The sequence below is a fragment of the Cognatundibacterium luofuense genome (assembly GCF_018139685.1).
In the GTDB taxonomy this organism is placed as follows: domain Bacteria; phylum Pseudomonadota; class Gammaproteobacteria; order Burkholderiales; family Burkholderiaceae_D; genus Undibacterium; species Undibacterium luofuense.
This window is the reverse complement of record NZ_JAGSPN010000017.1, coordinates 39,248-63,952: the sequence shown is the minus strand read 5'-3', so window position 1 is coordinate 63,952 and position 24,705 is coordinate 39,248. Positions and strand designations below refer to the sequence as shown.

Here is a 24,705-nt window from a genome sequence, read left to right as displayed (position 1 = left end):
GTCACGGTCTTTGTGCTGACGAGATGTCGTCAATCCGGCGACTCGGGTAAAATGCGAACCTGACATTTTACCAAATGGTTTTATTCAATGGCGGTAGTACATAAGACAGTTTTTGTTGCTTACAGCGCCGAGCAAATGTTTGCTCTGGTGGATAAGGTAGAAGCGTACCCTGAATTTCTGCCCTGGTGTGGCGGTGTTTCAGTACAGGAGCGCACAGATGCGGCACTGGTTGCAACCTTATCGATTAATTATCACGGTATTCGTCAGAGTTTTACGACGCGAAATCAGAACCAGCCGCCGCATGCAATGCAAATGCAATTGGTGGAAGGACCTTTCCGTCATTTAACCGGTAGCTGGAAGTTTACTCCGCTGCGAGCCGATGCATGCAAGATCGAGTTTGATTTGCATTACGAGTTTTCCAGCAAGTTACTGGAGCATATTATCGGGCCGGTATTCAGCAAAATTACGAACAGTTTTGTTGATAGTTTTTGCCAGCGCGCGGAGAAGGTCTATGGCTGAATTGATTCAGGTTGAAGTTTGTTATGCATTACCGGAGCAAGTGTTTCGTATTCCACTGACGCTGGCATCAGGCAGTGATCTGGCCGCAGCATTGCAACAAAGCGGTATTGCAGAAAAAGCGAATATCAAGGACATAGGGGCAATGCCGGTTGGTATTTTCGGAAAAAAGAAAACGCCGGATACCGTGCTGAAAGATGGTGACCGTATTGAAATTTACCGTCCGCTGACAGCGGATCCGATGGAAGCGCGCCGTCGCAGGGCGGTAAAGCAAAATCGGAAGCGCGGGACGATGTAATCAGTCGCTATGTTGCTAAGTAAATAGATGTAGACAAAACGGGCCAGTTCACCTGGCCCGTTTTGTTTTTCATGATCAGATTTTAATTTGCAAATTTCAGATTGCTAGCAAGTTTGCGCGCCGACTTTACTGACAATTGGCCAGAGCTTTTTTTACCTGATCTAATTCTTTTGAGCGCTGATTGTCGTCCAGGAAAAAGCGTTCGCCTTTGCTATCCACATTCGCAACACGTTCGCCGGATTCCAGGCTGCGTTGATAGCTGCGCGCACGTTCGCAATCCTGTTTTTTATCCTGACTGGCCTGATGTTCCGCAGCATTCTTTTGTGCAGCCTCAGCTTGTTCGGTACGGCGTTTGTTGTAATCCTCGTTTTTGCTGGCGGTGGTTTGCGGTTTTGCCGGTGCGGAAGGTACAGCAGGAGATGTTGCTGCGGGTGCCGTTACCGTGCCGGAAGATGTGCCCGGTGCTTTGATAATGCGGCTCTTTGGTACAGACGCAGGCGGCGCTGTATCGGAGTATTGTTTGTTTCCTTTTTCGTCAACCCAGATATACTGGGCCATAGCGAGTCCCTGAACACAAATCAGGGACAGTAATGCGATCAGCGTGCGGCTTTTCATAGTTCGATGTGTGAAAGTGTCATAATCAATAACGAGAGTTTTACACGGTACGCGACGCACTCGCAAGTTTTCTGTATAATTCGCTTTTGCGCCTATAGGAAAGACTATGCGTTTACTTCAAAAAGCACTCACGTTCGATGACGTGCTACTCGTACCAGCCTATTCGAACATTCTCCCTAAAGATACCTCCCTTGCGACCAAACTGTCGCGCAATATCAGTCTGAACATCCCGCTTGTGTCCGCTGCAATGGATACAGTCACGGAAGCGCGATTGGCAATTGCGATGGCTCAGGAAGGTGGTATTGGTATCGTCCACAAAAATCTGACTGCAGCTGAACAAGCCCGCGAAGTTTCCAAAGTGAAACGTTTTGAATCCGGCGTGTTACGTGATCCGATCACTGTACCGCCGGATATGCGTATCAGGGACGTACTTTCTCTGTCGCATCAGCATGGCATCAGCGGCTTTCCGGTAGTTGAAGGTAAGTATGTGGTTGGTATTATCACCAACCGTGACTTGCGTTTCGAAGAGGATCTGGAAGCGGAAGTACGCGCGAAAATGACACCGCGTGACAAACTGGTGTTCGTCAAAGAAGGTGCTGATCTGGCGGAAGCCAAGCGCCTGATGAACAAACACCGCCTCGAACGCGTACTGGTCATCAACGACGACTTCGAACTGCATGGTCTGATCACGGTTAAAGATATTCAGAAATCAACTGAGCATCCGTTTGCCTCCAAAGATGCACGCGGTCAGCTGCGTGTTGGTGCAGCGGTCGGCGTTGGCCCTGATAATGAAGCCCGTATCGATTTGCTGGTCAAAGCCGGTGTGGACGTGATTGTTGTTGATACAGCACACGGTCACTCGAAAGGTGTTCTGGATCGCGTGCGCTGGGTAAAAGATAACTACCCGCACATCGACGTCATCGGCGGCAATATTGCCACCGCTGCTGCAGCGCTGGCGCTGGTTGAGCATGGCGCGGATGCGGTGAAAGTCGGTATCGGTCCTGGTTCGATCTGTACAACACGTATTGTTGCCGGTGTTGGTGTTCCGCAAATTTCTGCAATCGCTAACGTAGCAACGGCGCTGAAAGGCACTGGCGTTCCTTGTATCGCCGACGGCGGCGTTCGTTTCTCCGGTGACGTGGCAAAAGCACTGGCTGCCGGTGCATCCACCGTCATGATGGGCAGTATGTTCGCAGGTACTGAAGAAGCACCGGGCGAAGTCATTCTGTATCAGGGTCGCAGCTACAAATCGTATCGCGGCATGGGCAGTCTGGGCGCGATGTCCGCAGGTTCTGCTGACCGCTACTTCCAGGAATCCGGTAATAACCAGGACAAACTGGTACCGGAAGGCATTGAAGGCCGTGTGCCGTACAAAGGCAGCGTGCTGGCGATTCTGTATCAACTGGTTGGTGGTGTTCGTTCCTCTATGGGTTACTGTGGCTGCGGATCGATTGACGATATGCACAACAAAGCAGAATTCGTAGAAATCACTTCTGCCGGTATGCGTGAGTCGCACGTTCATGATGTGCAGATCACCAAAGAAGCGCCAAATTACCGGGCTGAATAAACCTGGCTGACACGAAAACGGGGGGCGTGCATGTCATCAGGCGTTAGCAGTTTTCAGCTGACTTCCGGAGCGCCGGCGAATACCGCAATTGAGCGGCTTTCTGCCGAAAAACCGGAAGCCAGAATTGCGCGCTTTGAACGACTGGGCCTGCAACTGTTTTCGGTCGCAAACTGCTTCATCACATTTGGCCGCCTTGCCGGCCGCGGCGGTAGTCACGAGCATCCGATTTCTGAAATGGAAGCGGTGTTCAGTGATTACTTTCCGCTGACAGATGATGTCGTTCTGATCGAAGATCTGACGCAAGATACTGAAATGGCGCAATTGCCTTACGTGGCAGGTGCGCCATTTATTCGTTTCTACGCCTCATATCCTGTGCACGACATGCACGGGAAGCTGGTTGCATGTATCCGGCTGATCGATTACCAACCCAGAAAACTTGATTCCACAACGCATCTGCTTCTGGCGGATATGGCAGTACTGATTCAGCATGAGCTGGCGCTGACCACGCTTTGCCAGCAGCAACACGAGTTGCTGAAGCAAAACCGTTATCTGAAACGCGAAGCCATGATTGATCCTTTACTGGGTACATGGAATAAAGGCGCGATTATCCGTTCGTTAGGACTGGAACTTGAGCGTTGCCGGAAAGCAGAAAAACCGCTTTCGCTGATGTTCGTATTTCCGGATCAGATCGAACTGCTGCGGCGCGATCATGGCGTATCTGGTGCAGATCAGATACTTATCCGGATGGTGAGCCGTATCCGGTCATGCATACGTCCGTTTGATGCGCTTGGTCGTTTTGGCGAAGATCAGTTTCTGATCGTATTGCCCGGTGCCTCGCATCTGGTGTCATTTGCGGTTGCTGAACGTATTCGTCTGGCTGTGATGATGCACCCTGAACCTGTGAATCAGGTCCCCACAAAATTAACTGTCTGTACCGGCACTGTTTCGACAGATGCATTTCCGGATGCAGACCCGGAGGCGCTGGTCGGCCTCGCTGAAAGAGCGCTGCTGTCTGCAAAGAGAGCAGGAAATAACAGTGTTGTTCAGGCCGAGCCGGGGCAACCCACATAAATATCTGAATTATGCATTCAAAAATCCTCATTCTTGATTTCGGATCACAAGTCACTCAGCTGATCGCCCGCCGTGTACGCGATGCAGGCGTATTTTCTGAAGTACACCCTTATGATGTCAGTGACGAATTCATCCGCACCTACGGCGCATCCGGCATTATTTTGTCCGGCGGCCCTAGCAGTGTGACGGAAGGCGATACACCGCGCGCACCAATGGCAGTTTTTGAAGCCGGTGTGCCGGTACTGGGCATTTGCTACGGTATGCAAACCATGGCGGCACAACTGGGTGGCGTGGTGGAAAACGGTCTGGTACGTGAATTCGGTTACGCCGAAGTGCGCGCACATGGCCACACCGCACTGCTGAACGGCATCAATGACTTCGTCACCGACGAAGGCCACGGCATGCTGAAAGTCTGGATGAGCCACGGCGACAAAGTGAACCAAATGCCGGAAGGCTTCAAGCTGATGGCATCCACACCAAACTGCCCGATCGCCGGCATGGCCGACGAATCCCGTCGTTTTTACGCTGTGCAGTTCCATCCTGAAGTAACGCACACACTGCAGGGCGAAGCAATGCTGAGCCGTTTCGTACACGAAATCTGCGGCTGCAAATCTGACTGGAATATGCCTGACTACATCGAAGAAGCGGTTGCTGCGATTCGCGCGCAAGTCGGCTCCGATGAAGTGATTCTGGGCTTGTCCGGTGGTGTGGACAGCAGTGTTGCTGCTGCGCTGATTCACCGCGCCATTGGCGACCAGCTGACCTGTGTATTCGTTGACCACGGCCTGCTGCGCCTGAATGAAGGCAAAATGGTCATGGACATGTTTGCCAAAAATCTGGGCGTCAAAGTCATCCACGTCGATGCAACCGCACAGTTCATGGGCCATCTGGCAGGCGTGACTGATCCGGAAGCAAAACGCAAAATCATCGGCCGTGAATTTGTCGAAGTATTCCAGGTGGAAGCCGGCAAACTGAGCAACGCAAAATGGCTGGCGCAGGGCACGATTTACCCTGACGTGATTGAAAGTGCGGGCAAAGGCAAAAAAGGCGCGCACACTATCAAGAGCCACCACAACGTCGGCGGTCTGCCGGAAACACTGAACCTGAAACTGCTGGAACCACTGCGCGAACTGTTCAAAGACGAAGTGCGCAAACTGGGCGTGGCACTCGGTCTGCCACACAGCATGGTTTACCGTCATCCTTTCCCGGGTCCGGGTCTGGGTGTGCGTATTCTCGGCGAAGTTAAACACGAATACGCAGAACTGCTGCGCCGTGCAGACGCAATCTTCATCGAAGAACTGCGCAACACCGTAGTCGATCCGCAAGCGGAAAAACAAATCACCTGGTACGACGCGACCAGTCAGGCATTTGCCGTATTCCTGCCAGTGAAATCCGTTGGTGTGATGGGCGACGGCCGCACTTACGACTACGTCGTTGCACTGCGTGCGGTACAGACACAAGACTTCATGACCGCACACTGGGCACACCTGCCATACGACCTGCTGGGCCGCGTTTCGAACCGCATCATCAATGAAGTACGAGGCATCAACCGTGTTGTGTACGATATCTCCGGCAAACCACCGGCAACGATTGAGTGGGAATAATCAGCTTGCACTAAATTTTTACAGATTGAAAAGCCCGCAGTTATGCGGGTTTTTTCACGTTCTGAAAGAGAACTTTTAATTGAAATTAAATGTTGATATATTTTTTTGTCAATTTTTTGACTGTATTTTTCGAGAACATGTACTGCTGATTTTTTGTGAAATTTGCTTATCTATTTATCGAATGATGGGTAAAGTGGTACCGTTATAGTTGTTGATAGAGTTAGTTGAGTAATAAAACTATACGAAAATGGAATAATTCTTGTCTATAAGTATATTTGGTGATTTTTTTTTGTTTAAATACGGTGAGTTTTCTATTAATTTAATTTATTCTTTTATTGCTGTCGTAGTATTTGCAATATGAGTTTAAAGAGAGTAATTTATGCGCCTTGAAAAACTTTGTTTGAAAAATTTCCGTGGTTATGCGGACAGCGATTTTACTCTTCATCCTCAATTTAATTTAATTGTTGGTGAGAATGGCGCTGGTAAAACTTCGTTTTTAGAAGCGGCAGCTGTGGCAGTTGGTTCATGGTTATTGGGGTTTCGCGGGCACGATTCAAGAAACATTTTGGAACGCGATGTAAGAAACGTTATCGAATTTGTTGAGAGACGGTACCGGGAATTGCCACAATATCCAGTCCGTATTACGGCTCGTGGAATAATTCAATTTGAGTTGGCTGGTAGACTGGATATAGAGGATGGGCGCACGTACGAATCAGGTGGACTATCTGAAAAATCGTCTTCATCTGAAAAAATTGTTCAATGGGAGCGTTCAGTTGAGGCTGCAGGTGGGAAAACGACCAGACGTGGAGCAAATGATCTAAAGAAAATTGCAGAATCTATGGCTGTTGGTGTCCTAAATCAAAAGCCATATGTACTACCGGTAATTAGGTATTTTGGTGCCGGGCGATTATGGGAGTCCGTTCGCGACACCACAGGTAAGGCGCTAAGTAAACATAAGGGGAAGCTGCCGGCAGAACTTGCCGATGACGCTGATGAGTTGGAAAAACTCTTGCATGAATCAAAAAAGTTATCCGAGCCATTTTATGGATACCGCATGAGTGTGGATAAACGCTGCAATCCAGATGATTTGATTCGGTGGATGGGGGTTGAGCGTCGAAATGAAATAGATGAGGAAGTTAATTCACTAGCGTTGAGGTTGGTGTACCGAGCGATTGAAACGATGTTGCCCGAAATTGAATACGCACGCTATAGCATCAAGTTGAGAACTTTGGTTTTAAAATATGAAAGTGGCGAATGGCATACGTTTTCTGAGTTAAGTGATGGTTATCGTAATGTGGTTGCGATTGCATCTGATCTGGCAATTAAAGCTGCTATGCTTAATCCTCAGTTGGCAGAGCAAGCATTACAAATGACCCCTGGTGTAGTTCTTATAGATGAGCTTGATCTACATTTACATCCCAAATGGCAGAGGCGAATTATTGAGGATCTTCGACGCACATTCCCATTAATGCAGTTTATCTGTACGACACACTCGCCATTTCTTATTCAGTCGCTACGTACTGGGGAGGAGCTGATTGTACTTGATGGGCAGCCACCAGCAAATTTAGGGCAGATGCCAATACAAGACATTGCACGTGGGGTTATGGGTGCTGGTAACACCGATGTAAGTCAAAGATACGAAGCTATGAAACAGGCGGCCAAAGATTATTTGGAAATATTAGAAGAGGCCGCAAGGTCGCCCAGAGAAGCACAAGAAGAGTTTCGGCATAAATTAGCTGAGGCAATCGCCCCTTATGCGAACAATCCTGCTTATCAAGCATTCTTGGAAATGCAGCGTGTTTCAAAGTTGGGGGAGTAAGAGATGCGGCCAGTTAGACGTGGAGTGTCGCCTCAAAGATCAGATTTTAGTAATTACGTGGATGCCAAACCAGAATTGGTTTCTCGGCTTGGCTCATATTGCAGCTATTGTGAAAGGCGCGTGAACACTAATTTAGCTGTGGAGCACATTCAGCCGAAGGGATTGGCTGCATCTAAGGCACTCATAGGTACTTGGAGTAACTTTTTGTTAGCTTGTGTTAACTGTAATGCAACCAAAAAAGATAAACCCGTCGTGCTTGCAAACCTCTTTTTGCCAGATAGGGATAATACGTCTGCGGCATTTGTATATTCGGAGGACGGTAAAATTGCGCTTTCATCCACATTAACGCTTCCTGTAGACCAAGATCGTGCGAGTGATTTGCTTGCTTTGGTTGGATTGGATAAAAAAATATCAGAACTCACTGATGCAAACGATAAGCAAATTGCTCTGGATCGGGTTTCTCAGCGAATGGAGGTTTGGGGGATAGCATCAATGTTTAAGGATCAGATAGTCCGTGAACCTAACAATAATGCCTTAAGAGATTGCGTTGTGCAATTAGCACTTGCGCATGGTTTTTTTAGTGTCTGGATGACTGTTTTCCTAGGTGATATTGATATGCGAAAACGATTTATTGAAGCATTTCCGGGAACGGCGGAAAGTGGCTGCTTTGATCCGACGACAACAAATTTGGTGTTCCCGGCCCCTAACCGCGATCATTTGAGAGATGGATCTAAGTTATAAGCGTTAAGTTCTACTGTGGTAAATCGATATAATCACGGGTACTAATTTTGGCAATAAAGGCCCTTAAGGATATTTGCAAACCGCAGAGTTCTAACCAAGTTGGTTATAGTAAGTGAATTTGGCACTGGAGAGCTTGGCTGCTTTGTTCTAGGTGCGTTGAGCTGAATGGTGTGATGCATTAAGTCTGATTTTGGTATTTTCTATGGCATTCTATTTTTGAATTCCTTGATTTCTGAGTTGGATTGCATGTTTGGCAATGAACGAGTTTGGAATTAGCCTGAGTACTTGCCTGTGGTATCATATGCGGTTACGCCGATTTGTATGTCGGCGTTGTCGTTTTGAATCGAATTAATATCGTGGCATTTCAGGCAACGGTGCGCCGGTTGGTGTGCGTGCTTTGAAAGCGGCCATAGTCCATAGAGTGGGAATCAGGCGTGACTTACAGCGTCAAAGAAATGTTTTATACGCTGCAGGGCGAGGGCAATCATGCCGGGCGTCCGGCGGTGTTTTGCCGGTTTTCCGGCTGTAATTTGTGGACCGGGCGCGAGCAGGACAGGGCGACGGCGATTTGCCGTTTCTGCGATACCGATTTTGTCGGTACCAATGGCGAGGGCGGCGGTAAGTTTGCGACGGCGGAGCAACTGGCAGTGCGGATTAACAGCCTGTGGCCTGCGTCGTATCCGCAAAGCAAATATGTGGTGTTCACCGGTGGTGAGCCGCTGCTGCAGCTGGATACGGTGCTGATTGACGCGATGCATCAGCAGGGTTTTGAGATTGCGATTGAAACCAACGGCACGCTGCCGGTACCCGAGGGGGTGGACTGGATTTGTGTCAGTCCGAAAATGGGTTCCGAGCTGGTGGTGCGACGCGGTAACGAGATCAAGGTGGTCATACCGCAGGATGGTCAGGATATGGCTTTATATGCCAGCCTTGATTTTGAACATTATTTTGTACAGGCAATGGACGGGCCGGATCAGAAGGATAATATCCGGTTGGCGATTGAGTTTTGTAAGCAGCATCCGCAATGGAAACTCAGTCTGCAAACGCATAAGCTGTTACAAATCCCTTAAAAGAATATCTGAAGTTTCATGTTAACCATTACCCGTAAACTGGAATTCGATGCGGGTCATCGTATTCCTGACCATAGCAGCCAGTGCAGAAACCTGCACGGGCACCGTTACACGCTGCAAATCACGCTGACTGGCGAGGTGGTGGAGCATGACGGTGAATCTGATAACGGCATGATTATGGATTTCGGCGATATCAAATCGCTGGCAAATCAGCATCTGGTGAATCTGTGGGACCATGCATTTATCGTGTATGAAAAAGATTTTCTGGTGCGTAATTTCCTGGAAAAACTGCCCGGCCATAAAACGGTGATTATCGACCGTGTGCCGACGGTGGAAAATCTGGCCAAGATTGCGTTTGATATCCTGAAAGAGGTGTATCACAACCGCTTTGGCCGCGTGCTGGAACTGAAAAAAGTCACGCTGTACGAAACCCCGAACTGCTGGGCTGAGATCGACGGCTGATGGAAGCCGTGCCGTATTTGCGTGATGTGCCAGCCCAGCCGCAGGATGCGGAGTGGATGCAACTGGCCATTGCGGAAGCCAGAAAAGCCGAAGCGATCGGCGAAGTGCCTGTGGGGGCGGTGCTGGTTCAAGATGGCAAGCTGATTGCCACCGGCTACAACCAGCCGATAGGCCTGCACGACCCGTCTGCCCATGCCGAAATGATGGCGTTGCGCGCAGCCGGGCAGGCTCTGCAAAATTACCGCGTACCGGATTGCGATTTGTATGTGACGCTGGAGCCTTGCGCGATGTGCGCGGGCGCGATGATGCATGCGCGGATTCGTCGTGTGATTTTCGGGGCCAGCGATCATAAAACCGGCGTAGCGGGTTCGGTGACGAATTTATTCGAACAGGACAAGCTGAATCATCATACGCAGGTCACACGCGATGTGATGGCGGAAGAATGCGTGGGTTTGCTGCGCAGTTTTTTCGCGGAGAGGCGGCGTCTGAATAAACAAAAAAGGGCAGAAGCTGCTGCTTCCTGCACCTGTCATTGCGGCAACGGGGCGCTCTGAGTTAAGCTCCTGCACTGGTCTTTTTACCGGTGCTGCCATGTCTGATTTACCTCGTTTGTCTTCTCCGCAAACTCTTGCGGTGGTTATTCCCAGTAGTGCACCGATGCCGCGTCAGAATCCTGATCAGGGCTTGGCATGTCTGCGCGAGATGGGTTTTGCGCTACGTTCGTTTTACGATGCGGACGCAAAATATCAACGCTTTGCCGGCACGGATGCTGCGCGTGCTGCGTCCATGATGCAAGCCGCAAACGATGCGGATGCCGGTATTTTGCTCGCTTTGCGCGGTGGCTACGGTTTATCGCGGCTGATGCCTTTGATTGACTGGGATCGCTTCGCTGCCGCCGGTAAAACCTGTGTTGGTTACAGCGATTTCACATTATGTCATCAGCAATTGCTGCGCCGTGGCGTGCCTTCGCTGGCAGGACCGATGCTGTGCGACGACGCTTTGCGTGGTCCTTTGCATCACTGGACCTTGCAGCAGTTTGTGGATGTGCTGGAGCATGACACGCATCGTTTGCAATTCCGTCAGGCCGAAGCCGTTGATGCCGGAATGCTGGTGGCAGAAGAGGGCCGTTTGTGGGGCGGGAATCTGGCGATGCTGGTACATACGCTGGGTACGTCTTACTGGCATGAGGAGCAGAACGGAATTCTGTTTCTCGAAGATATTGGTGAGCATCCTTACCGTGTGGAGCGCATGCTGCTGCAACTGCATTACGCAGGCGTGTTGAACCGTCAGAAGGCGATTGTGCTGGGGGATTTCTCTGGCTACAAACTGGCGGAACATGATCAGGGCTATGATTTTGCTGCGATGCTGGCTTACATTCGTACGCTGGTGACGGTGCCTATCGTGACCGGTTTGCCGTTCGGGCATATTCCGGACCGTGCAACGCTGGTGGTGGGCAGTCAGGCGCAATTGCTGGTGCAGGGTGCGGAAGTCAGCCTGACCATGCATTACCGTCTGCCGCATCTGGCAAGCGTTTCGCGCTGATGATGTGCGCGGGGATTGTGCAGGTATCCGCATCCGGTATTTTCGGAGAGCCGGACTTTCTGCCGACGACCGCCGGATCGCTGTGCTGAACACCGCATTTGAGCCTGTTTTGGCCAGTTTCGGGCTTCTGCGGGCAATCCGGAGTGTTGTCTCAGCTGCGTAGTTTGTCCGGCAACGTAAGGGAGACAGATCGTTTTACCGGCAAAGTTGTGATGAATGTCGCGATTTATGTAAGCCTGCAAACCTGCAAACAGCTAAATCCTTGAAAAACAAAAAGCCCCGCAATTTGGCGGGGCTTTTTGTTGTCTGACTGCCGGTGACCTTCACCAGGCACTGGCAAGTCAGGTCAGGGTTAGTCTTGCGAGTAGATGTCGTTGTCTTTGGTTTCGCGGACAAACAGCACACCAATCACGAAGGTTGCCAGAGCGATGATGATCGGATACCACAGGCCGTAGTAAATATCACCTTTGAAGGCCACCAGCGCGAAGGCTGTGGTTGGCAGCAAGCCACCGAACCAGCCGTTACCGATGTGGTAAGGCAGAGACATCGATGTGTAGCGGATACGGGTTGGGAACATTTCTACCAGCATCGCTGCAATCGGGCCGTACACCATGGTGACGTACAGCACCAGAATCACCAGCAGAACCAGAACCATTGGTTTGTTGATTTGCGCAGGATCGGCTTTCGCTGGGTAGCCAGCAGCTTTAATCGCAGCAGCAATGGTTTTCTTGAATTCTGCTTCTTTCGCTTTACTGTCAGCATCGAAGTTACGGCCGTCAGGTGTCAGTTTCGCATCAAAAGATGTGTAAGTTTCGTTACCGATTTTGATGGTTGCAACAGAACCTGCAGGTGCTTCAACGTTGGAGTAGTTCACGGAAGAGGAAGTCAGCACGCCTTTTGCAATATCGCAGGAGGAAGTGAACTTCTTCGTACCAGTCGGGTTGAACTGGAACTGGCAGTTTGCCGGATCAGCTGTCACCACAACCGGGGAGTTTTTCAGTGCGTTTTCCAGTGCAGGGTTTGCATAGTGGGTCAGCGCATTGAAGATCGGGAAGTAAGTCACAGCAGCAATCAGGCAGCCTGCCATGATGATAGGCTTACGGCCGATTTTGTCAGACAGCGAACCGAACACGATGAAGAACGGTGTACCGATGACCAGTGACGCAGCGATCAGCATATTCGCCGTTGCACCATCGACTTTCAGTGTTTGCTGCAGGAAGAACAGCGCGTAGAACTGACCGGTGTACCAGACCACAGCCTGACCAGCAGTCAGGCCAACCAGTGCCAGAATCACGATTTTCAGGTTTTTCCACTGACCGAAAGATTCTGTCAGCGGTGCTTTGGACGTTTTGCCTTCTGCTTTCATTTTGGCGAAAGCAGGGGATTCATTCATAGACAAACGAATCCAGACAGAAATCGCCAGCAGGAAAACCGATACCAGGAAAGGAACGCGCCAGCCCCAGTTGTTGAACTCTTCTTCACCAATGGCGGTACGCGTACCCAGAATCACCATCAGGGACAGGAACAGGCCGATGGTTGCAGTCGTCTGGATCCATGCAGTGTAAGCACCGCGTTTGCCGTTCGGTGCATGTTCTGCCACGTAGGTCGCTGCACCACCGTATTCACCGCCCAGTGCCAGACCTTGCAGAACGCGCAGTGTCACCAGAATGATCGGTGCTGCGATGCCCCAGGTCGTGAAATTCGGCAGTAAGCCAACGCCGAACGTTGCGCCACCCATGATCAGAATCGTGACCAGGAAGGTGTATTTACGACCGATCATGTCGCCGAGGCGACCGAACACCAGCGCGCCGAACGGACGGACGATAAAGCCTGCTGCAAACGCCAGCAGCGCAAAAATGAAACCGGTATTCGGATCAGTACCGGCAAAGAATTGTTTAGCGATAATCGCGGCGAGGGAACCGTACAGATAAAAGTCATACCACTCAAATACTGTACCCAGAGAGGACGCAAAAATTACTTTGCGCTCTTCTGCTGTCATGCCGCTTGACGCTGCTTTTTGTGCTGTCGCCATGCTTGTCTCCTGTTGTGTAATTAAATGTGTAGGGCCGCCGCGTCAGGCAAACTGCAACACCTGACTCAGTTGCTTACTTTCAGTGTGGGAGACAAACCTTACTAGAGTCTTGCTTGAAACTTACAGAAACTTACAGCAGGGAAATGCTGAGGGAAAATGTATTTTTACCCGGTAAAAAATGACTGAAAATCGCTTTTTAAACAAAGAAATATTCAAAAAAACGTAAAACCGGACAAGGGCAGATAATTCCTTGATCCGGAAGCTGGCATGCTTGTTGGAAAAGCACTACATTGGATGCATGATTGTCAGTCATTTGTCATCGTCCAGCGGGAGAACAACATGCCAACGTCGCTCATCAACCGGAAAACGCTGGATTTTTTGCTTTTTGACTGGCTGAAGGCGGATCAGTATTTGCATCACAGCGCAAAGCAAATGCATCACAGAGCAAGCCTTGCTGCATTGCTCGATCGTGCTGCCGCGCTGGCTGCAGAGAAGCTGGGGCCGTGTCAGCGGTTGTCGGATGAACATGAGCCGGTTCTTGAGCATGGCATCGTCAGCATGCCGCCGGAAATCCGCAATGCGCTGCATGCGATGCGCGATCAGGGGTTTTTCGGTTTGACACAATCGACAAACGATGGGGGGCAGGGCTTGCCAGTATTGGTGGAGCGCGCCTGCTTTGCCTTATTTGCTGCGGCCAATCCGGCTGTCGCCGCCTATCCGCAAATTTCGCTGGCCTGTGCACGGACGATTCAACACTGGGGTACACCGGCGCAGATCAGTCAGTACGCAAAACCAATGTTTGCCGGGCGGATGTTCGGCACTATGTGCCTGGCAGAGCAACAGGCTGGCTCCAGTCTGGGAGACATTGAAACCCGAGCAGTACCAGATGGTCCCAATGCTTACCGCTTGTACGGCCACAAAATGTGGGTGGCGGGCGGTGCGCATACGATGGCTGACAATATTGTCCATCTGGTGCTGGCACGCGTGCCGGATGATCACGGTAATCTGATTCCCGGCGTGCGTGGCCTGTCGCTGTTTTTGGTTCCCGCGCTGATAAGGCACGGTAATGGTGAAACGGTCACACAGAATGACATCGCCGTAACCGGCATTAACAGAACGATGGGGTATCGCGGACTGGTCAATTGCAGTCTGAGTTTTGGTGAAGGCGTACACCGGCCGGGCGGTAAAGCAGGTGCCACGGGCTGGCTGATTGGCCCGTTACATCGTGGACTGGCCCCCTTACTGCAACTGATGAACGAGGCACGTGCCGGCACGGGGCTGTTTGCTGCTTCTATTGCCAGCGCAGGTTATCAGCTATCACTCCGGTATGCGAAGGAGCGGCGTCAGGGAAGGGCATGGGCGGATAAATCTGCGACCTCGCCGCAAATTCCGATTATTCAGCATGAAGACGTTCGCCGCATGTTGTTACGCCAGAAGTGCTACAGCGAGGGTGCACTGGCTTTGAGTCTGTATTGCGCAAGGCTCAGTGATGAAGAGTCTGCTGCACCGGATGCAGATTTGCGTCGCCATGCCACGCTGTTACGTGAGTTGCTGACACCCGTGGCAAAGTGCTGGTCAGCGCAGTGGGGTTTACAGGCAAATCATCTGGCGATTCAGATTTTCGGCGGGATCGGTTATACACGCCAGTGTCCGGCCGAACAATTATTCCGGGATAGTCGCCTGAATGCGATACAGCAAGGGACGCATGGTGTGCAGGCGCTGGAATTACTGAGCAAGAAATTGCGTCTGGAAGACGGAACGGCGTTGGAACTGCTTGGGGAAACCATGCATAAAACCTTACTGAAAGCCGGTCAGCATGATGTGTTGGCTGTGCATGGAAAACATCTCGCCCGGGCAATGCATTTGCTGGCCAGAGTGACGCGCCAGCTGTTAAGCGACGATCAGCAGCAACGTGCAATGGCGCAGGCTTCGCCCTATATGGAAGCGTTCGGACATATCGTGGTTGCCTGGATCTGGCTGGATCTGGCCTTGTGTTGTGATCAGATCGCTGCGCGTACAGATGCTCACTTTTGTGCCGGAAAACTGGCCGCACTCGATTATTTTTATCTCTGGGAATTACCCGTTGCAGAGCTGACACTGAATCAGATGATGCAGGCTGATAAATCAGTCATCGGATTTTCGGATCTGTCTTTTTGAAAGTCACGGTTGTTCTGCGGTGCATGCAGGTTCGGGTATGATGCGCGTTTTGCTTTTCATACCCGGAGCACAGCTTGATTTCGCAAGACAATAGCCATTCTCAACCGGATGGCACGACCGCCTTTGATGGTATCTACACACCCGTAACAGCAGAAGCGCATCCGTATCTGCATACGCTTGGCGTACAGTTCGGAACTTGCCCTGCTGGACAGGCGCGAACTTTGTTGCCACTGACTGCGTCTCATATGAATAGCTGGGGGATTACCCATGGTGGTGTGCTGATGACGCTGCTGGACGTGTCCATGGCGAACGCAGCGCGCAGCCTTGTTGGTGACGAGCGGGGTGTTGTTACCGTGGAGATGAAAACAACTTTCCTGCAGCCCGGTGGAGTTGCAGACGCAAACATTGAGGCATTTGCCAGTGTGGTTTTTCAATCAACCACGATGTGTTTTTGCGAAGCTGAAATCCGTGACGGGGAGCGTTTAATTGCAAAAGCCAGCGGTACCTTCAAATATCTGAAAATCGCCAATTCAGCAGCGCAGTTGCGCCGTATGTGCCGCTGAACGAATAATAACCGACTTAATGATTGTTCCTGAACATGATGAATACTTACCGACGCATCGTGCTGGCTCAGCGCCCGAAAGGGGAGATAGCCAGCGAATGCTTCCGACTGGAAACCTTACCTGTCCCCGAGCTGGTGCCTGGGCAGATTCTGGTTAAGAACCATTATTTGTCACTGGATCCCTATATGCGGGGACGCATGAGTGGGCGCAAGAGCTATGCAAATCCGCAGCCACTGAATGAAACGATGATAGGCGGCACGGTTGGTGAAGTGATCGCCAGCGAAAATCCGCAATGGAAAATTGGCGACCGTGTGGCTGGCATGTTTGGCTGGAGTGAGCTAGGGATTTCTGACGGCCAGGGCTTACGCCGCATTAGTGCCGATATCCCGGCGTCTGCTTACCTCGGTATTCTCGGAATGCCGGGGATGACCGCCTGGTATGGCATCAATCAGATACTGAAACCGGTTGCCGGAAAAACAGTTGTCATTTCATCTGCCAGCGGCGCTGTTGGCGGAACGGCAGGGCAGCTTGCAAAACGGCTTGGTTGCCGTGTTGTCGGCATTGCCGGCGGACCGGAAAAATGTGCATACGTGCAGCAAGCACTTGGATTTGATGCCTGTATTGATTACAAGCAGGCGGACTGGAAGAATGCTTTCGCAAGTGCAACGCCTGACGGAATCGATGCAGTGTTTGAAAACGTCGGCGGAGAAATATTTGATGCGAGTCTTGCACGTATGAATCCGTTTGGACGGATTGCATTGTGTGGCATGATTTCCGGCTACAACGGCGAAGATATTCCAATCCTCAATTCACGTGCCTTGCTGACCATGCGCTTAATGGTGCAGGGTTTCATTGTGACTGAGCATCCGGAATGCTGGCCGCAGGGATTGTCTGAACTGGAGGTATTGGTCAGAGATCAGCAATTACAATTTCGCGAGTCGGTTTCCCAGGGGCTGGAGAGTGCACCGGAAGCATTGATAGGGCTGCTGAAGGGACGTAATTTTGGCAAACAACTGGTACGTTTTTAAGGAATTGGCGTATGGCAACGAGTGAATTTACTGTCAGACTGGGTGACTGGGGTAGTCTGCAACAAGATGCACAGTTTGTGCGTAAAGCGGTTTTTGTTGAAGAGCAGGGTATTCCTGCAGAACTGGAATGGGATGCCAACGATGTCAATTGCCTGCATGCAGTTGCCTACAGCACGACAGGGGAACCGGTCGGAACCGGGCGCTTATTACCTGACGGTCATGTTGGCCGGATGGCTGTACTTGCATCTGTCAGAGGTAATGGCGTTGGTGCCGAGATTTTGCGCAAGCTGATGGCGCAGGCAAAAAACAGAGGCGACGGTATTGTGATGCTTAATGCGCAACAATCAGCCGAAGCGTTCTACCAGAAAGAGGGATTCGTGCGGGTTGGTGAAATTTTCGAAGAGGCTGGTATTCCGCACATCGCCATGCAAAGAAATCTGCTCTGATCAAATTTCAGAAATTGACATGTCAACGTAAAATTTGACATGGTTTCCGATAAAAATCTAAAGTATTTTGAGAAAAAGCCGCTTTTAGCGGCTTTTTTTATGCTCAAAAACATATGTTGTTAGTTGAATTCAGACAAATTCGGGATATCGCTGGATTTTACAAAATTTCACACTATGTTGAACTAGACGTTCGCAATGGTTTGTCATTGTCGGACTTCACAGATTCAGCAACTGATCATTGCAGAGTATTTGATGAGGGTGCGTTGATGGTATAAAAAATGCTTTTAAAACTATCAATAAGTATTAAATATAGCGTGCATTAGCATGCGAATCAGAATCATAGCAACAAGTGGTTAATTTAAAAACAGCTGTGAGTTAAGGGAGACGAATGTGAAAATTGAAAATACAAAAGTATCGACCCGTCTGATTGCAGGTTTCGGAATGGTTTTATGTTTTCTGATGCTGATACTGGGCCTTGGTATCGCCAATATGCAGCGTATTCATGACCGTGCCGAACACATTGTTAAATTTAATGATGAGGAAATTCGCCTTGCGCAAACCATGTATCTCACCGTTACGGAACGCGCACTTGCCTTGCGTAACCTGATTTTGCTGGAAGAAGAAAAAGAGATACAAATTGAAGTGGAGCGCATTGCCGCACAGAACAAAAAATATCTGCAGGCTCAGGAAAAACTGGATGCACTGGTAAAAAAAGATCCGGAATCGACGGACGCCGAACTTGTGATGCTGAAAGCGATCAGCGAACAGGCAAAACTCAGTGAATCTTTCATCGCAAAGGGACTGGATCTCGCGATGCAAAAGAAAAAAGAAGAAGCTTATAAGCACTTGCGCTATGACTATCGCCCGGTTCAGAAAAAATGGTGGGATTTGATTTCTCAGTTCATTCAGACTGAAGAAAAGCAAAATCTGCAGGCAGTTGAAGCGGCTGAGCAGGGATATCAGTCGGCGAAATCCTTGCTGCTGACGCTCGGCGGGCTGGCGCTGCTGACGGGAATCGCTGCGTCATGGCTAATTGTGAAAAGTTTGCTGAATCAGCTCGGCGGAGAGCCTTCTTACGCGGTCAAAATTGCAGAACGTATTGCCGGTGGTGACCTTAGTATGGATATTCGTGTGGACGAGAAGCATCAGCATAGCCTGATGCATGCAATGCGTGACATGCGGAACGGTTTGGGTGACATCGTCGGCAGAGTGCGTACCGGTACCGAAACGATTGCAGCAGCTTCACGTCAGATTGCATCAGGGAACATGGATTTGTCAGAGCGTTCCGAACAACAGGCCGGTGCACTGGAAGAAACCGCATCATCAATGGAGCAACTGACATCCACAGTTCAGCAAAATGCGGAAAATGCCCGTCAGGCAAATCAGCTTGCGCAATCTGCTGCTGATGTCGCAATACGTGGCGGAACGGTCGTGGATGAAGTTGTGCAGACCATGGGAGCGATTAATGATTCGTCCCGAAAAATCGTGGAAATCATCAGCGTGATTGACGGTATCGCGTTTCAGACAAACATTCTGGCGCTGAATGCTGCAGTTGAAGCAGCAAGGGCTGGTGAGCAAGGGCGGGGCTTTGCTGTGGTCGCCAGCGAAGTGCGAAGCCTCGCTCAGCGGTCTGCCGAGGCTGCACGTGAAATAAAAAAACTGATTGAAGACTCTGTCAGTAAAGTTGTGACGGGTACCGAGCTGGCAGATCAGGCCGGCACTACCATGACTGAAGTTGTCAGCAGCATTCAGAAAGTCACCGGAATCATGAGTGAAATCATGACTGCTACTCAGGAACAACGTTCCGGTATCGAACAAATTAACGAGGCAATTGTGCAGCTCGACGACACGACGCAGCAAAATGCCGCTCTGGTAGAGGAAGCTGCTGCAGCAGCGCGGTCTTTGCAAGATCAGGCTGATTTACTGAACGATGTTGTGTCAGCGTTTGTGGTTCAGGAGCACAAGCCATCAGTTCCGGAAGTCGCACCTGCTGAAGTAGTTGCTTTGCCGAAGCGAGCTGTTTCACACATCGCTCCGAAACGCAGCAATGCAGTTAAACAAATCCGGCGTTAATTCTAGTTGTTTGAATGCGGAGGTTGAAATGAATTCGCTTGCTCCCGCTACGGCGATGAGAAATTTACTGAACGAAATTGCTGATCGTCAGGAAAGCTTCGGACGTTTTTTACATCAGCCAGCCCCTGTTCAGCAGCAGGTAGTCTGGCATCCCACCAGTGTCATCGCACATGAGAGGCATGCTCTTTTTCATCAGCAACCCGTTTGCTTTTGGATGACAGGGTTGAGTGCCGCCGGTAAATCAACAATTGCGTATGCTTTAGAAAAAAAACTGCTGCAGGCCGGACATGCCTGTGTTGTGCTGGACGGCGATAATCTCCGCCATCATTTATGCAGTGATCTGGGTTTTACAGAGCAAGACCGGCGTGAAAATTTACGTCGTGCAGCTGAAGTGGCGCATTTGTTTAACGAGGCTGGCATGATCGTTATTACGGCCTTCATTTCTCCGTCTGCCAGCGATCGTGCAATGGCGAGGGCAATTATTGGCGATACGCGTTTTGTCGAAGTATATGTTGATGCTGCCAGTGCGGTGTGTGAGTTGCGTGATCCGAAAGGCTTGTATCAGCGTGCCCGTAAAGGAGAAATTCCAAACTTCACCGGTGTGAGCGCGCCCTATGATATTCCGCTGCAACCGGAAATTGTTCTCAAGAGTGACAGGCAAACTGTGGGCGGTTCAGTGCAGGTACTGTTTGATTATTTGTCTGAACATAGTTTTACGGGCGACTCTTTTAAGGATAAGTAATGTCACTTACCGCGAGCGGCAGAGATATTGATGTTTTTAATGGCGATGCCGATGGAATCTGTGCTGTTCACATGTGGCGTATGGCATTCCCTGCGGATGCAGAGTTGGTCACTGGTGCCAAACGCGATATTAGTCTGTTAAAAAATCTTAATGCGGCGTCGGGAGATAACATTACTGTGTTCGATATCAGTTTTGATCAGAATGTTCCATCGATACGTCGCTTACTGGATGCAGGGGCAGCGATTACGTATTTTGATCACCATAGTGCCAGTAACAGGTTTGAACATCCGCGTTTGTCATTGCACTGGGACGAACACCCTAAAGTTTGCAGCAGCATTCTCGTAAATAATGCACTGGAAGGGCGTTACCCGGAATGGGCAATTGTCGCTGCCTATGGCGATAATCTGAACGATGTTGCGCGTAAATGGGCTGAAAAAATTGAGTTAACAGAGCATCAGTCCGGGCAGCTTTGTGAATTAGGAAAGCTGTTGAATTACAACGCTTATGGTGAGTCGCTGGCAGATCTGCATTTTCATCCGGCGTTGTTGTATGCAGAGGTGAGTCAGTATAAAGATCCTTTTCACATGATTGACGAGGCAAGCGCCTTCAGAACCCTGCAAAGAGGGTATCACAGCGACCGTTTGTATCTTAATTCTCTGAACCCTGCGGAAACCGGCAAGGATGCCATTCTGTATGTTTTGCCGGATCAGTCTTGGGCGCGACGAATTTCCGGAGAATTCGCCAACCAGCTTACGGCGGACCATCCTTTGAAATCATGTGCTGTCATCGTTCCGAAAGCGAATTCCGCGTTTGTTGTCAGCATACGATCGGCAAAGCCAGATCAGCTACCCGCGAATATTTTCTGTGAGCGGTTTGAGACCGGTGGTGGTCGTCGTGGGGCTGGCGGAATTAATGTATTACCTACCTCAGAACTAGACCATTTTGTACGGCAGTTTTTTCAGTATTTTTCCGGCTGACGAATTTGTCTGGCTGACTCATGTGCGCAGTGAAGAAAAGGAGATGTGCCATGGCAATACAAGAAAAAAGTGATTCACGTCCAAGACCTGTATTGATGATCCCGTTACGTCGCTGCGGAAGTCATGCGCTGCGTTTGCGATTGAATAACAGTCCTGAATTTTATTCGCCATATCCATTGCATATTATCGATTTCATGCCCTTGTTACCGCAGTATGGTGATTTGGCGAACGACGAAAACTATTTCCGTCTGCTGGTGGATGTTATTGGACTGCAGTCTGTCAGTATGGTGAAGTGGAAAGATATTGTTTTTGATCCGGCAGAATTATTTGAGGTATTAAGAGACGAACCGCGCTCAGTGCATCGTATTTTGTGGGAATTGTTGCTGCGTGCCGGTGAACAGCATCAGGCAAGAGTTGTCATGGATAAATCTCTGGATAGCGTGCGGTATGCCGATGAACTGATGGCATTATTTCCTGACATGTTATTCCTGAATGTTGTTCGTGATCCGAGAGCACAGGTTGCTTCAATGAACAAAGCAATCATCCATGATTATGATTCTCGTTTGAATGCGCTGACCTGGTGCGAGGCGCATGCCTTAGCAAAAAATGTCGTCGAAAAATGGCCAGATCGTGTGCTGACCATCCGTTACGAAGATTTTCTGGCTGATCAGGAAACTGTTCTGCGCAGAATCTGTACTTTTTTTGGCATCGCATTTCTTCCCCAGATGCTGGATGTTTCCCATTCTGCCGAGGCGCAGCAAATTTCCCGTATGTCTGCATTGTGGGAAAGTAATTGTTTTGCACCGATTATGGCAAACAAAGACAAGTTTTTGAGTCAGCTGAGACTGGATGAAATTGACGCGATTGAATCGATCTGCGGCGAATGGATGGATTTGTACGGGTATGAACGTATGACAAAGGCTGCAACGCATTTAAGCTCGTCTATGCTGGAGGAAGCGAAAGCTGTTTCCAAAATGAAGCGAACTGAAGCCTGGGTCAGGTTGAAAGAGAATAACTTCAAAGATTTTATTCTGAGACGTTTTCGCGCCGATTATCTGAATAGCCTCGCAACGCGAACGATTTAAATAGATTTTGTAATCAGGCACTGGTGTTCAGCTAATCCCTCTTTGCTATACGTCCGTGTGCCTGATTTTTTCATGCCTTTAATTGATCACAACCATCAGTGCGGCAAATAAGACCAGAAGTCCGGCGACGCGCTCTGTGATTAAGGCGTATTTTTCCTCAGCAATCAAATGTCGAGTACGGCTTGCCGCGATACCGTAGCCGAGCAAAATAAACCATTCCGGAATAATCGAACAAATTGCCAGCAGTAAAATCTGGTAACCGACAGGTTGTGATACGTCGACGAACTGGGGCAGAATTGCGATAAACATTAGCAATGTTTTCGGATTCGTCAGTTGTAACATCAATGCCTGAAGGTAAATACTGATGGGAGACTGAGATGTTCTCTTCAATTGGCTGATAGTCAATGGTGACGGGCGACCTGTCAGGGCAGATACGCCAAGGTAGACAAGATACAGTGCACCGAGATATTTGATCGTAACGAACAATCCGGGAGCTGACAGTATTACGCCGCTGATACCACTGGCAGAAAGCGCAAAATAAATCGCGTTACCGCTCAGAATTCCCAATGTCGCATAGACTGACCGGCGCCAACCCTGTGTCAGAGCGCAGGTGATAACCATCATCACCGCTGGACCTGGTGAGAGTGAAAGTGCTGCTTCTGTCAGCGTAAATAAAGCAAGGCTCTGGTAATTCATAAACTGCGATTCAGAATAGAAAACATTAAGTCAGTTATTTCTTTACTTGATTCAGTCATCAGTGAGTGCCCGGCAGAGGGAATGCTATGAAGCCGACCATTAGGGAAGCACTCGGCAGCTTTACGGGCTGCCGCCAAAGGGGTCATTTTATCGGCTTCACCAGCTATCACGTGAACAGGAATGAGAATGTCTTGGAGTGCTTTGAGATCTGGCTGATATGTATTGCAGGCATTCATATCAGAAAAAAGCGTCAACGCTGAGTTTTCCTGATGGATGCGTTCCATCAGTCGCTGGCTCGCACTGGCAATATCCATAGCAGAGTGTGGGCCGCAAAGTGTCTTGCCAGGATTGTGCGACCATTTGCAGATCAGGCGCATCGCCTCCGCAGGGTTTTCCTTAGTCATTACAAGGAGTTGATCAGATACCGGCATTGGTAACGAAGTCCCCAGCAAGATCAATTGCTTGCACCCGATCTGAGATTTTGTGGCTAATTCTGCTGCAATCAGTGAGCCCATGCTGTGTCCGGCAATCACTGGGTTGATGATCCCTAATTCAGTGATTAATGACGCGACCCAATCTGCCATCGCGTTTATAGTAACCAGTGGCTGTCCTTCAGATTGCCCATGGCAAGGTAAGTCCGGAGAAACGACATTCCATCCTGTTTGTGCCATCGTTTTCGCCTGCATTTCCCATACGCTGTGATCATTCTGTGCGCCATGTAAAAGCAAGATCCATGGCTGGTCTGGCAACCATGGTTTTCCGCCGTTACCGATATATGCCTGCTTTCCTTGTATGCAGTGTTTCATTTTGTTGTATCGAATTAGTTGTTAGAAGAAAACCTCATTGTTGCAGCGCACAGGTATTCCGGATTTTCGTCTTTCCACGAAGCTGGAATGAAAATGCCCACGAATTATGCCTTTTTATGAGTAGCCTGAAAATTTACGGGGCGTTGTTCTGTTGTTTGTGAGATTGCGCCAGTCTCATGGTGCACTCTCAAAAAGTGCTTCGTGTACAAGGTTTCTTGATTTATATCCATTGTGTACAGGCTGGATTTTTTGCAGCGCATAAGATACATTGATATGCAGTTTATAAAACAGACCCGCCCGGAGGAAAAAATGAAGGTATCTGAAATTCTGCAGGTGAAAGGAAACATCCTGTACACCGTAACGCCAGACACGCCAATTATGGATGCAGTCAGCGTAATGGAAGAAAAAGATATTGGTTCTCTCGTGGTGATGGAGTACGGCGAGTTAGCAGGTATTCTGACTTTCCGTGAAGTGATTCGCGGCATTCATGGAAATAAGGGAACACTCACTGAGGCCGGCACTGTTCGTAAGTTTATGGATGATCATCCAATTACTGTGACACCGGAAACTGAAGTGAACGAAGTACGCCGGATGATGCTGGAGAAGCATTCCCGCTACTTGCCGGTTATGGATGCAAGAACTTTACTGGGCGTGATTTCGTTTTATGATGTGGCGAAGGCTGTTCTGGAAGCCCAGAGCTTTGAAAATAAAATGCTGAAGGCGTATATTCGTGACTGGCCTGCGCAGGAAGGTGAAGAATAACGCTGTAATGTTTGACGATGGCCCGCTTAACAG

24 protein-coding genes are annotated in these 24,705 nt (G+C 49.7%); 20 read left to right on the top strand and 4 right to left on the bottom strand.

Annotated features, from left to right (window positions below; all coding sequences use genetic code 11):
* Nucleotides 1–87 precede the first annotated feature (87 nt).
* Nucleotides 88–519, top strand: a complete 432-nt coding sequence (locus tag KDM89_RS17980) for a type II toxin-antitoxin system RatA family toxin (protein WP_212689309.1) — start codon at nt 88–90, stop codon at nt 517–519.
* Entirely contained in the window at nt 512–814 is a 303-nt protein-coding gene (locus KDM89_RS17975) for an RnfH family protein (protein ID WP_212689308.1), read from the top strand. The genes KDM89_RS17980 and KDM89_RS17975 overlap by 8 nt, the downstream gene beginning before the upstream one ends.
* 126 nt (nt 815–940) lie before the next feature.
* Here KDM89_RS17975 and KDM89_RS17970 read toward each other — a convergent pair whose 3' ends face one another.
* Entirely contained in the window at nt 941–1,429 is a 489-nt protein-coding gene (locus KDM89_RS17970) for a DUF4124 domain-containing protein (RefSeq protein ID WP_212689307.1), read from the bottom strand.
* Between the two features lie 106 nt (nt 1,430–1,535).
* Here KDM89_RS17970 and guaB point away from each other — a divergent pair, with 106 nt between their 5' ends.
* The 9 genes from guaB (at nt 1,536) to KDM89_RS17925 (ending at nt 11,305) form a co-directional block, all read left to right on the top strand.
* On the top strand, nt 1,536–2,996 hold the full coding sequence (gene guaB, locus KDM89_RS17965) for an IMP dehydrogenase (RefSeq protein ID WP_212689306.1): 1,461 nt from the start codon (nt 1,536–1,538) through the stop codon (nt 2,994–2,996).
* A 30-nt stretch (nt 2,997–3,026) separates the two neighbouring features.
* Nucleotides 3,027–4,067 carry a GGDEF domain-containing protein gene (locus KDM89_RS17960; RefSeq protein WP_212689305.1) on the top strand — a complete coding sequence of 347 codons (1,041 nt, stop codon included), beginning with the start codon at nt 3,027–3,029 and terminating at the stop codon, nt 4,065–4,067.
* 11 nt (nt 4,068–4,078) lie between these two features.
* Nucleotides 4,079–5,671 carry a glutamine-hydrolyzing GMP synthase gene (gene guaA, locus KDM89_RS17955; RefSeq protein ID WP_212689304.1) on the top strand — a complete coding sequence of 531 codons (1,593 nt, stop codon included), beginning with the start codon at nt 4,079–4,081 and terminating at the stop codon, nt 5,669–5,671.
* 379 nt (nt 5,672–6,050) lie between these two features.
* Entirely contained in the window at nt 6,051–7,490 is a 1,440-nt protein-coding gene (locus KDM89_RS17950) for an AAA family ATPase (RefSeq protein ID WP_212689303.1), read from the top strand.
* A gap of 3 nt (nt 7,491–7,493) precedes the next feature.
* Nucleotides 7,494–8,231 (top strand): HNH endonuclease, encoded by a 738-nt coding sequence (locus KDM89_RS17945; protein WP_212689302.1) that lies wholly within the window; start codon nt 7,494–7,496, stop codon nt 8,229–8,231.
* A 434-nt stretch (nt 8,232–8,665) separates the two neighbouring features.
* On the top strand, nt 8,666–9,301 hold the full coding sequence (gene queE / locus KDM89_RS17940; protein WP_212689301.1) for a 7-carboxy-7-deazaguanine synthase: 636 nt from the start codon (nt 8,666–8,668) through the stop codon (nt 9,299–9,301).
* An 18-nt stretch (nt 9,302–9,319) separates the two neighbouring features.
* Nucleotides 9,320–9,763, top strand: coding sequence for a 6-carboxytetrahydropterin synthase QueD (gene queD, locus KDM89_RS17935; protein WP_189354991.1), 444 nt, complete (start codon nt 9,320–9,322; stop codon nt 9,761–9,763).
* Nucleotides 9,763–10,317 carry a tRNA adenosine(34) deaminase TadA gene (gene tadA / locus KDM89_RS17930; RefSeq protein ID WP_212689300.1) on the top strand — a complete coding sequence of 185 codons (555 nt, stop codon included), beginning with the start codon at nt 9,763–9,765 and terminating at the stop codon, nt 10,315–10,317. The genes queD and tadA overlap by 1 nt, the downstream gene beginning before the upstream one ends.
* A gap of 37 nt (nt 10,318–10,354) precedes the next feature.
* Complete coding sequence (locus KDM89_RS17925; RefSeq protein WP_230427955.1) at nt 10,355–11,305, top strand: LD-carboxypeptidase; 951 nt, start codon at nt 10,355–10,357, stop codon at nt 11,303–11,305.
* A gap of 352 nt (nt 11,306–11,657) precedes the next feature.
* On the opposite strand, the gene KDM89_RS17920 is transcribed toward KDM89_RS17925, so the two are convergent.
* Nucleotides 11,658–13,337 (bottom strand): MFS transporter, encoded by a 1,680-nt coding sequence (locus tag KDM89_RS17920; protein WP_212689299.1) that lies wholly within the window; start codon nt 13,335–13,337, stop codon nt 11,658–11,660.
* A 339-nt stretch (nt 13,338–13,676) separates the two neighbouring features.
* On the opposite strand from KDM89_RS17920, the gene KDM89_RS17915 reads away from it, so the two are divergent.
* The 8 genes from KDM89_RS17915 to KDM89_RS17880 all read left to right on the top strand — a co-directional run bounded on the left by KDM89_RS17915 (nt 13,677) and on the right by KDM89_RS17880 (nt 22,408).
* On the top strand, nt 13,677–15,494 hold the full coding sequence (locus tag KDM89_RS17915) for an acyl-CoA dehydrogenase (RefSeq protein ID WP_212689298.1): 1,818 nt from the start codon (nt 13,677–13,679) through the stop codon (nt 15,492–15,494).
* A gap of 74 nt (nt 15,495–15,568) precedes the next feature.
* Nucleotides 15,569–16,057, top strand: a complete 489-nt coding sequence (locus KDM89_RS17910; protein WP_230427954.1) for a PaaI family thioesterase — start codon at nt 15,569–15,571, stop codon at nt 16,055–16,057.
* Nucleotides 16,058–16,092: 35 nt separating this feature from the next.
* Complete coding sequence (locus KDM89_RS17905) at nt 16,093–17,085, top strand: NADP-dependent oxidoreductase (protein WP_212689297.1); 993 nt, start codon at nt 16,093–16,095, stop codon at nt 17,083–17,085.
* An 11-nt stretch (nt 17,086–17,096) separates the two neighbouring features.
* A complete protein-coding gene (locus KDM89_RS17900) occupies nt 17,097–17,531 on the top strand; it encodes a GNAT family N-acetyltransferase (RefSeq protein WP_212689296.1) in 435 nt (144 codons plus the stop codon).
* Nucleotides 17,532–17,921: 390 nt separating this feature from the next.
* Nucleotides 17,922–19,604: a methyl-accepting chemotaxis protein gene (locus KDM89_RS22895; protein ID WP_329604692.1), complete on the top strand. Its 1,683-nt coding sequence runs from the start codon at nt 17,922–17,924 to the stop codon at nt 19,602–19,604.
* Nucleotides 19,579–20,346, top strand: a complete 768-nt coding sequence (gene cysC / locus KDM89_RS17890) for an adenylyl-sulfate kinase (RefSeq protein ID WP_230427953.1) — start codon at nt 19,579–19,581, stop codon at nt 20,344–20,346. The genes KDM89_RS22895 and cysC overlap by 26 nt, the downstream gene beginning before the upstream one ends.
* Complete coding sequence (locus tag KDM89_RS17885; protein WP_212689295.1) at nt 20,346–21,323, top strand: hypothetical protein; 978 nt, start codon at nt 20,346–20,348, stop codon at nt 21,321–21,323. The genes cysC and KDM89_RS17885 overlap by 1 nt, the downstream gene beginning before the upstream one ends.
* Before the next feature lie 50 nt (nt 21,324–21,373).
* Complete coding sequence (locus KDM89_RS17880; protein ID WP_212689294.1) at nt 21,374–22,408, top strand: sulfotransferase family protein; 1,035 nt, start codon at nt 21,374–21,376, stop codon at nt 22,406–22,408.
* Nucleotides 22,409–22,486: 78 nt separating this feature from the next.
* Here the strand turns inward: KDM89_RS17880 and KDM89_RS17875 are convergent, their stop codons facing one another.
* Together KDM89_RS17875 and KDM89_RS17870 are read right to left on the bottom strand one after the other, a co-directional pair.
* Complete coding sequence (locus KDM89_RS17875; protein ID WP_212689293.1) at nt 22,487–23,104, bottom strand: LysE family translocator; 618 nt, start codon at nt 23,102–23,104, stop codon at nt 22,487–22,489.
* Nucleotides 23,101–23,910 carry an alpha/beta fold hydrolase gene (locus KDM89_RS17870; RefSeq protein WP_212689292.1) on the bottom strand — a complete coding sequence of 270 codons (810 nt, stop codon included), beginning with the start codon at nt 23,908–23,910 and terminating at the stop codon, nt 23,101–23,103. The genes KDM89_RS17875 and KDM89_RS17870 overlap by 4 nt, the downstream gene beginning before the upstream one ends.
* A 309-nt stretch (nt 23,911–24,219) precedes the next feature.
* Here KDM89_RS17870 and KDM89_RS17865 point away from each other — a divergent pair, with 309 nt between their 5' ends.
* The gene (locus KDM89_RS17865; RefSeq protein ID WP_212689291.1) at nt 24,220–24,672 is read left to right on the top strand and encodes a CBS domain-containing protein; all 453 of its coding nucleotides are present in this window, start codon (nt 24,220–24,222) and stop codon (nt 24,670–24,672) included.
* Nucleotides 24,673–24,705: the final 33 nt, after the last annotated feature.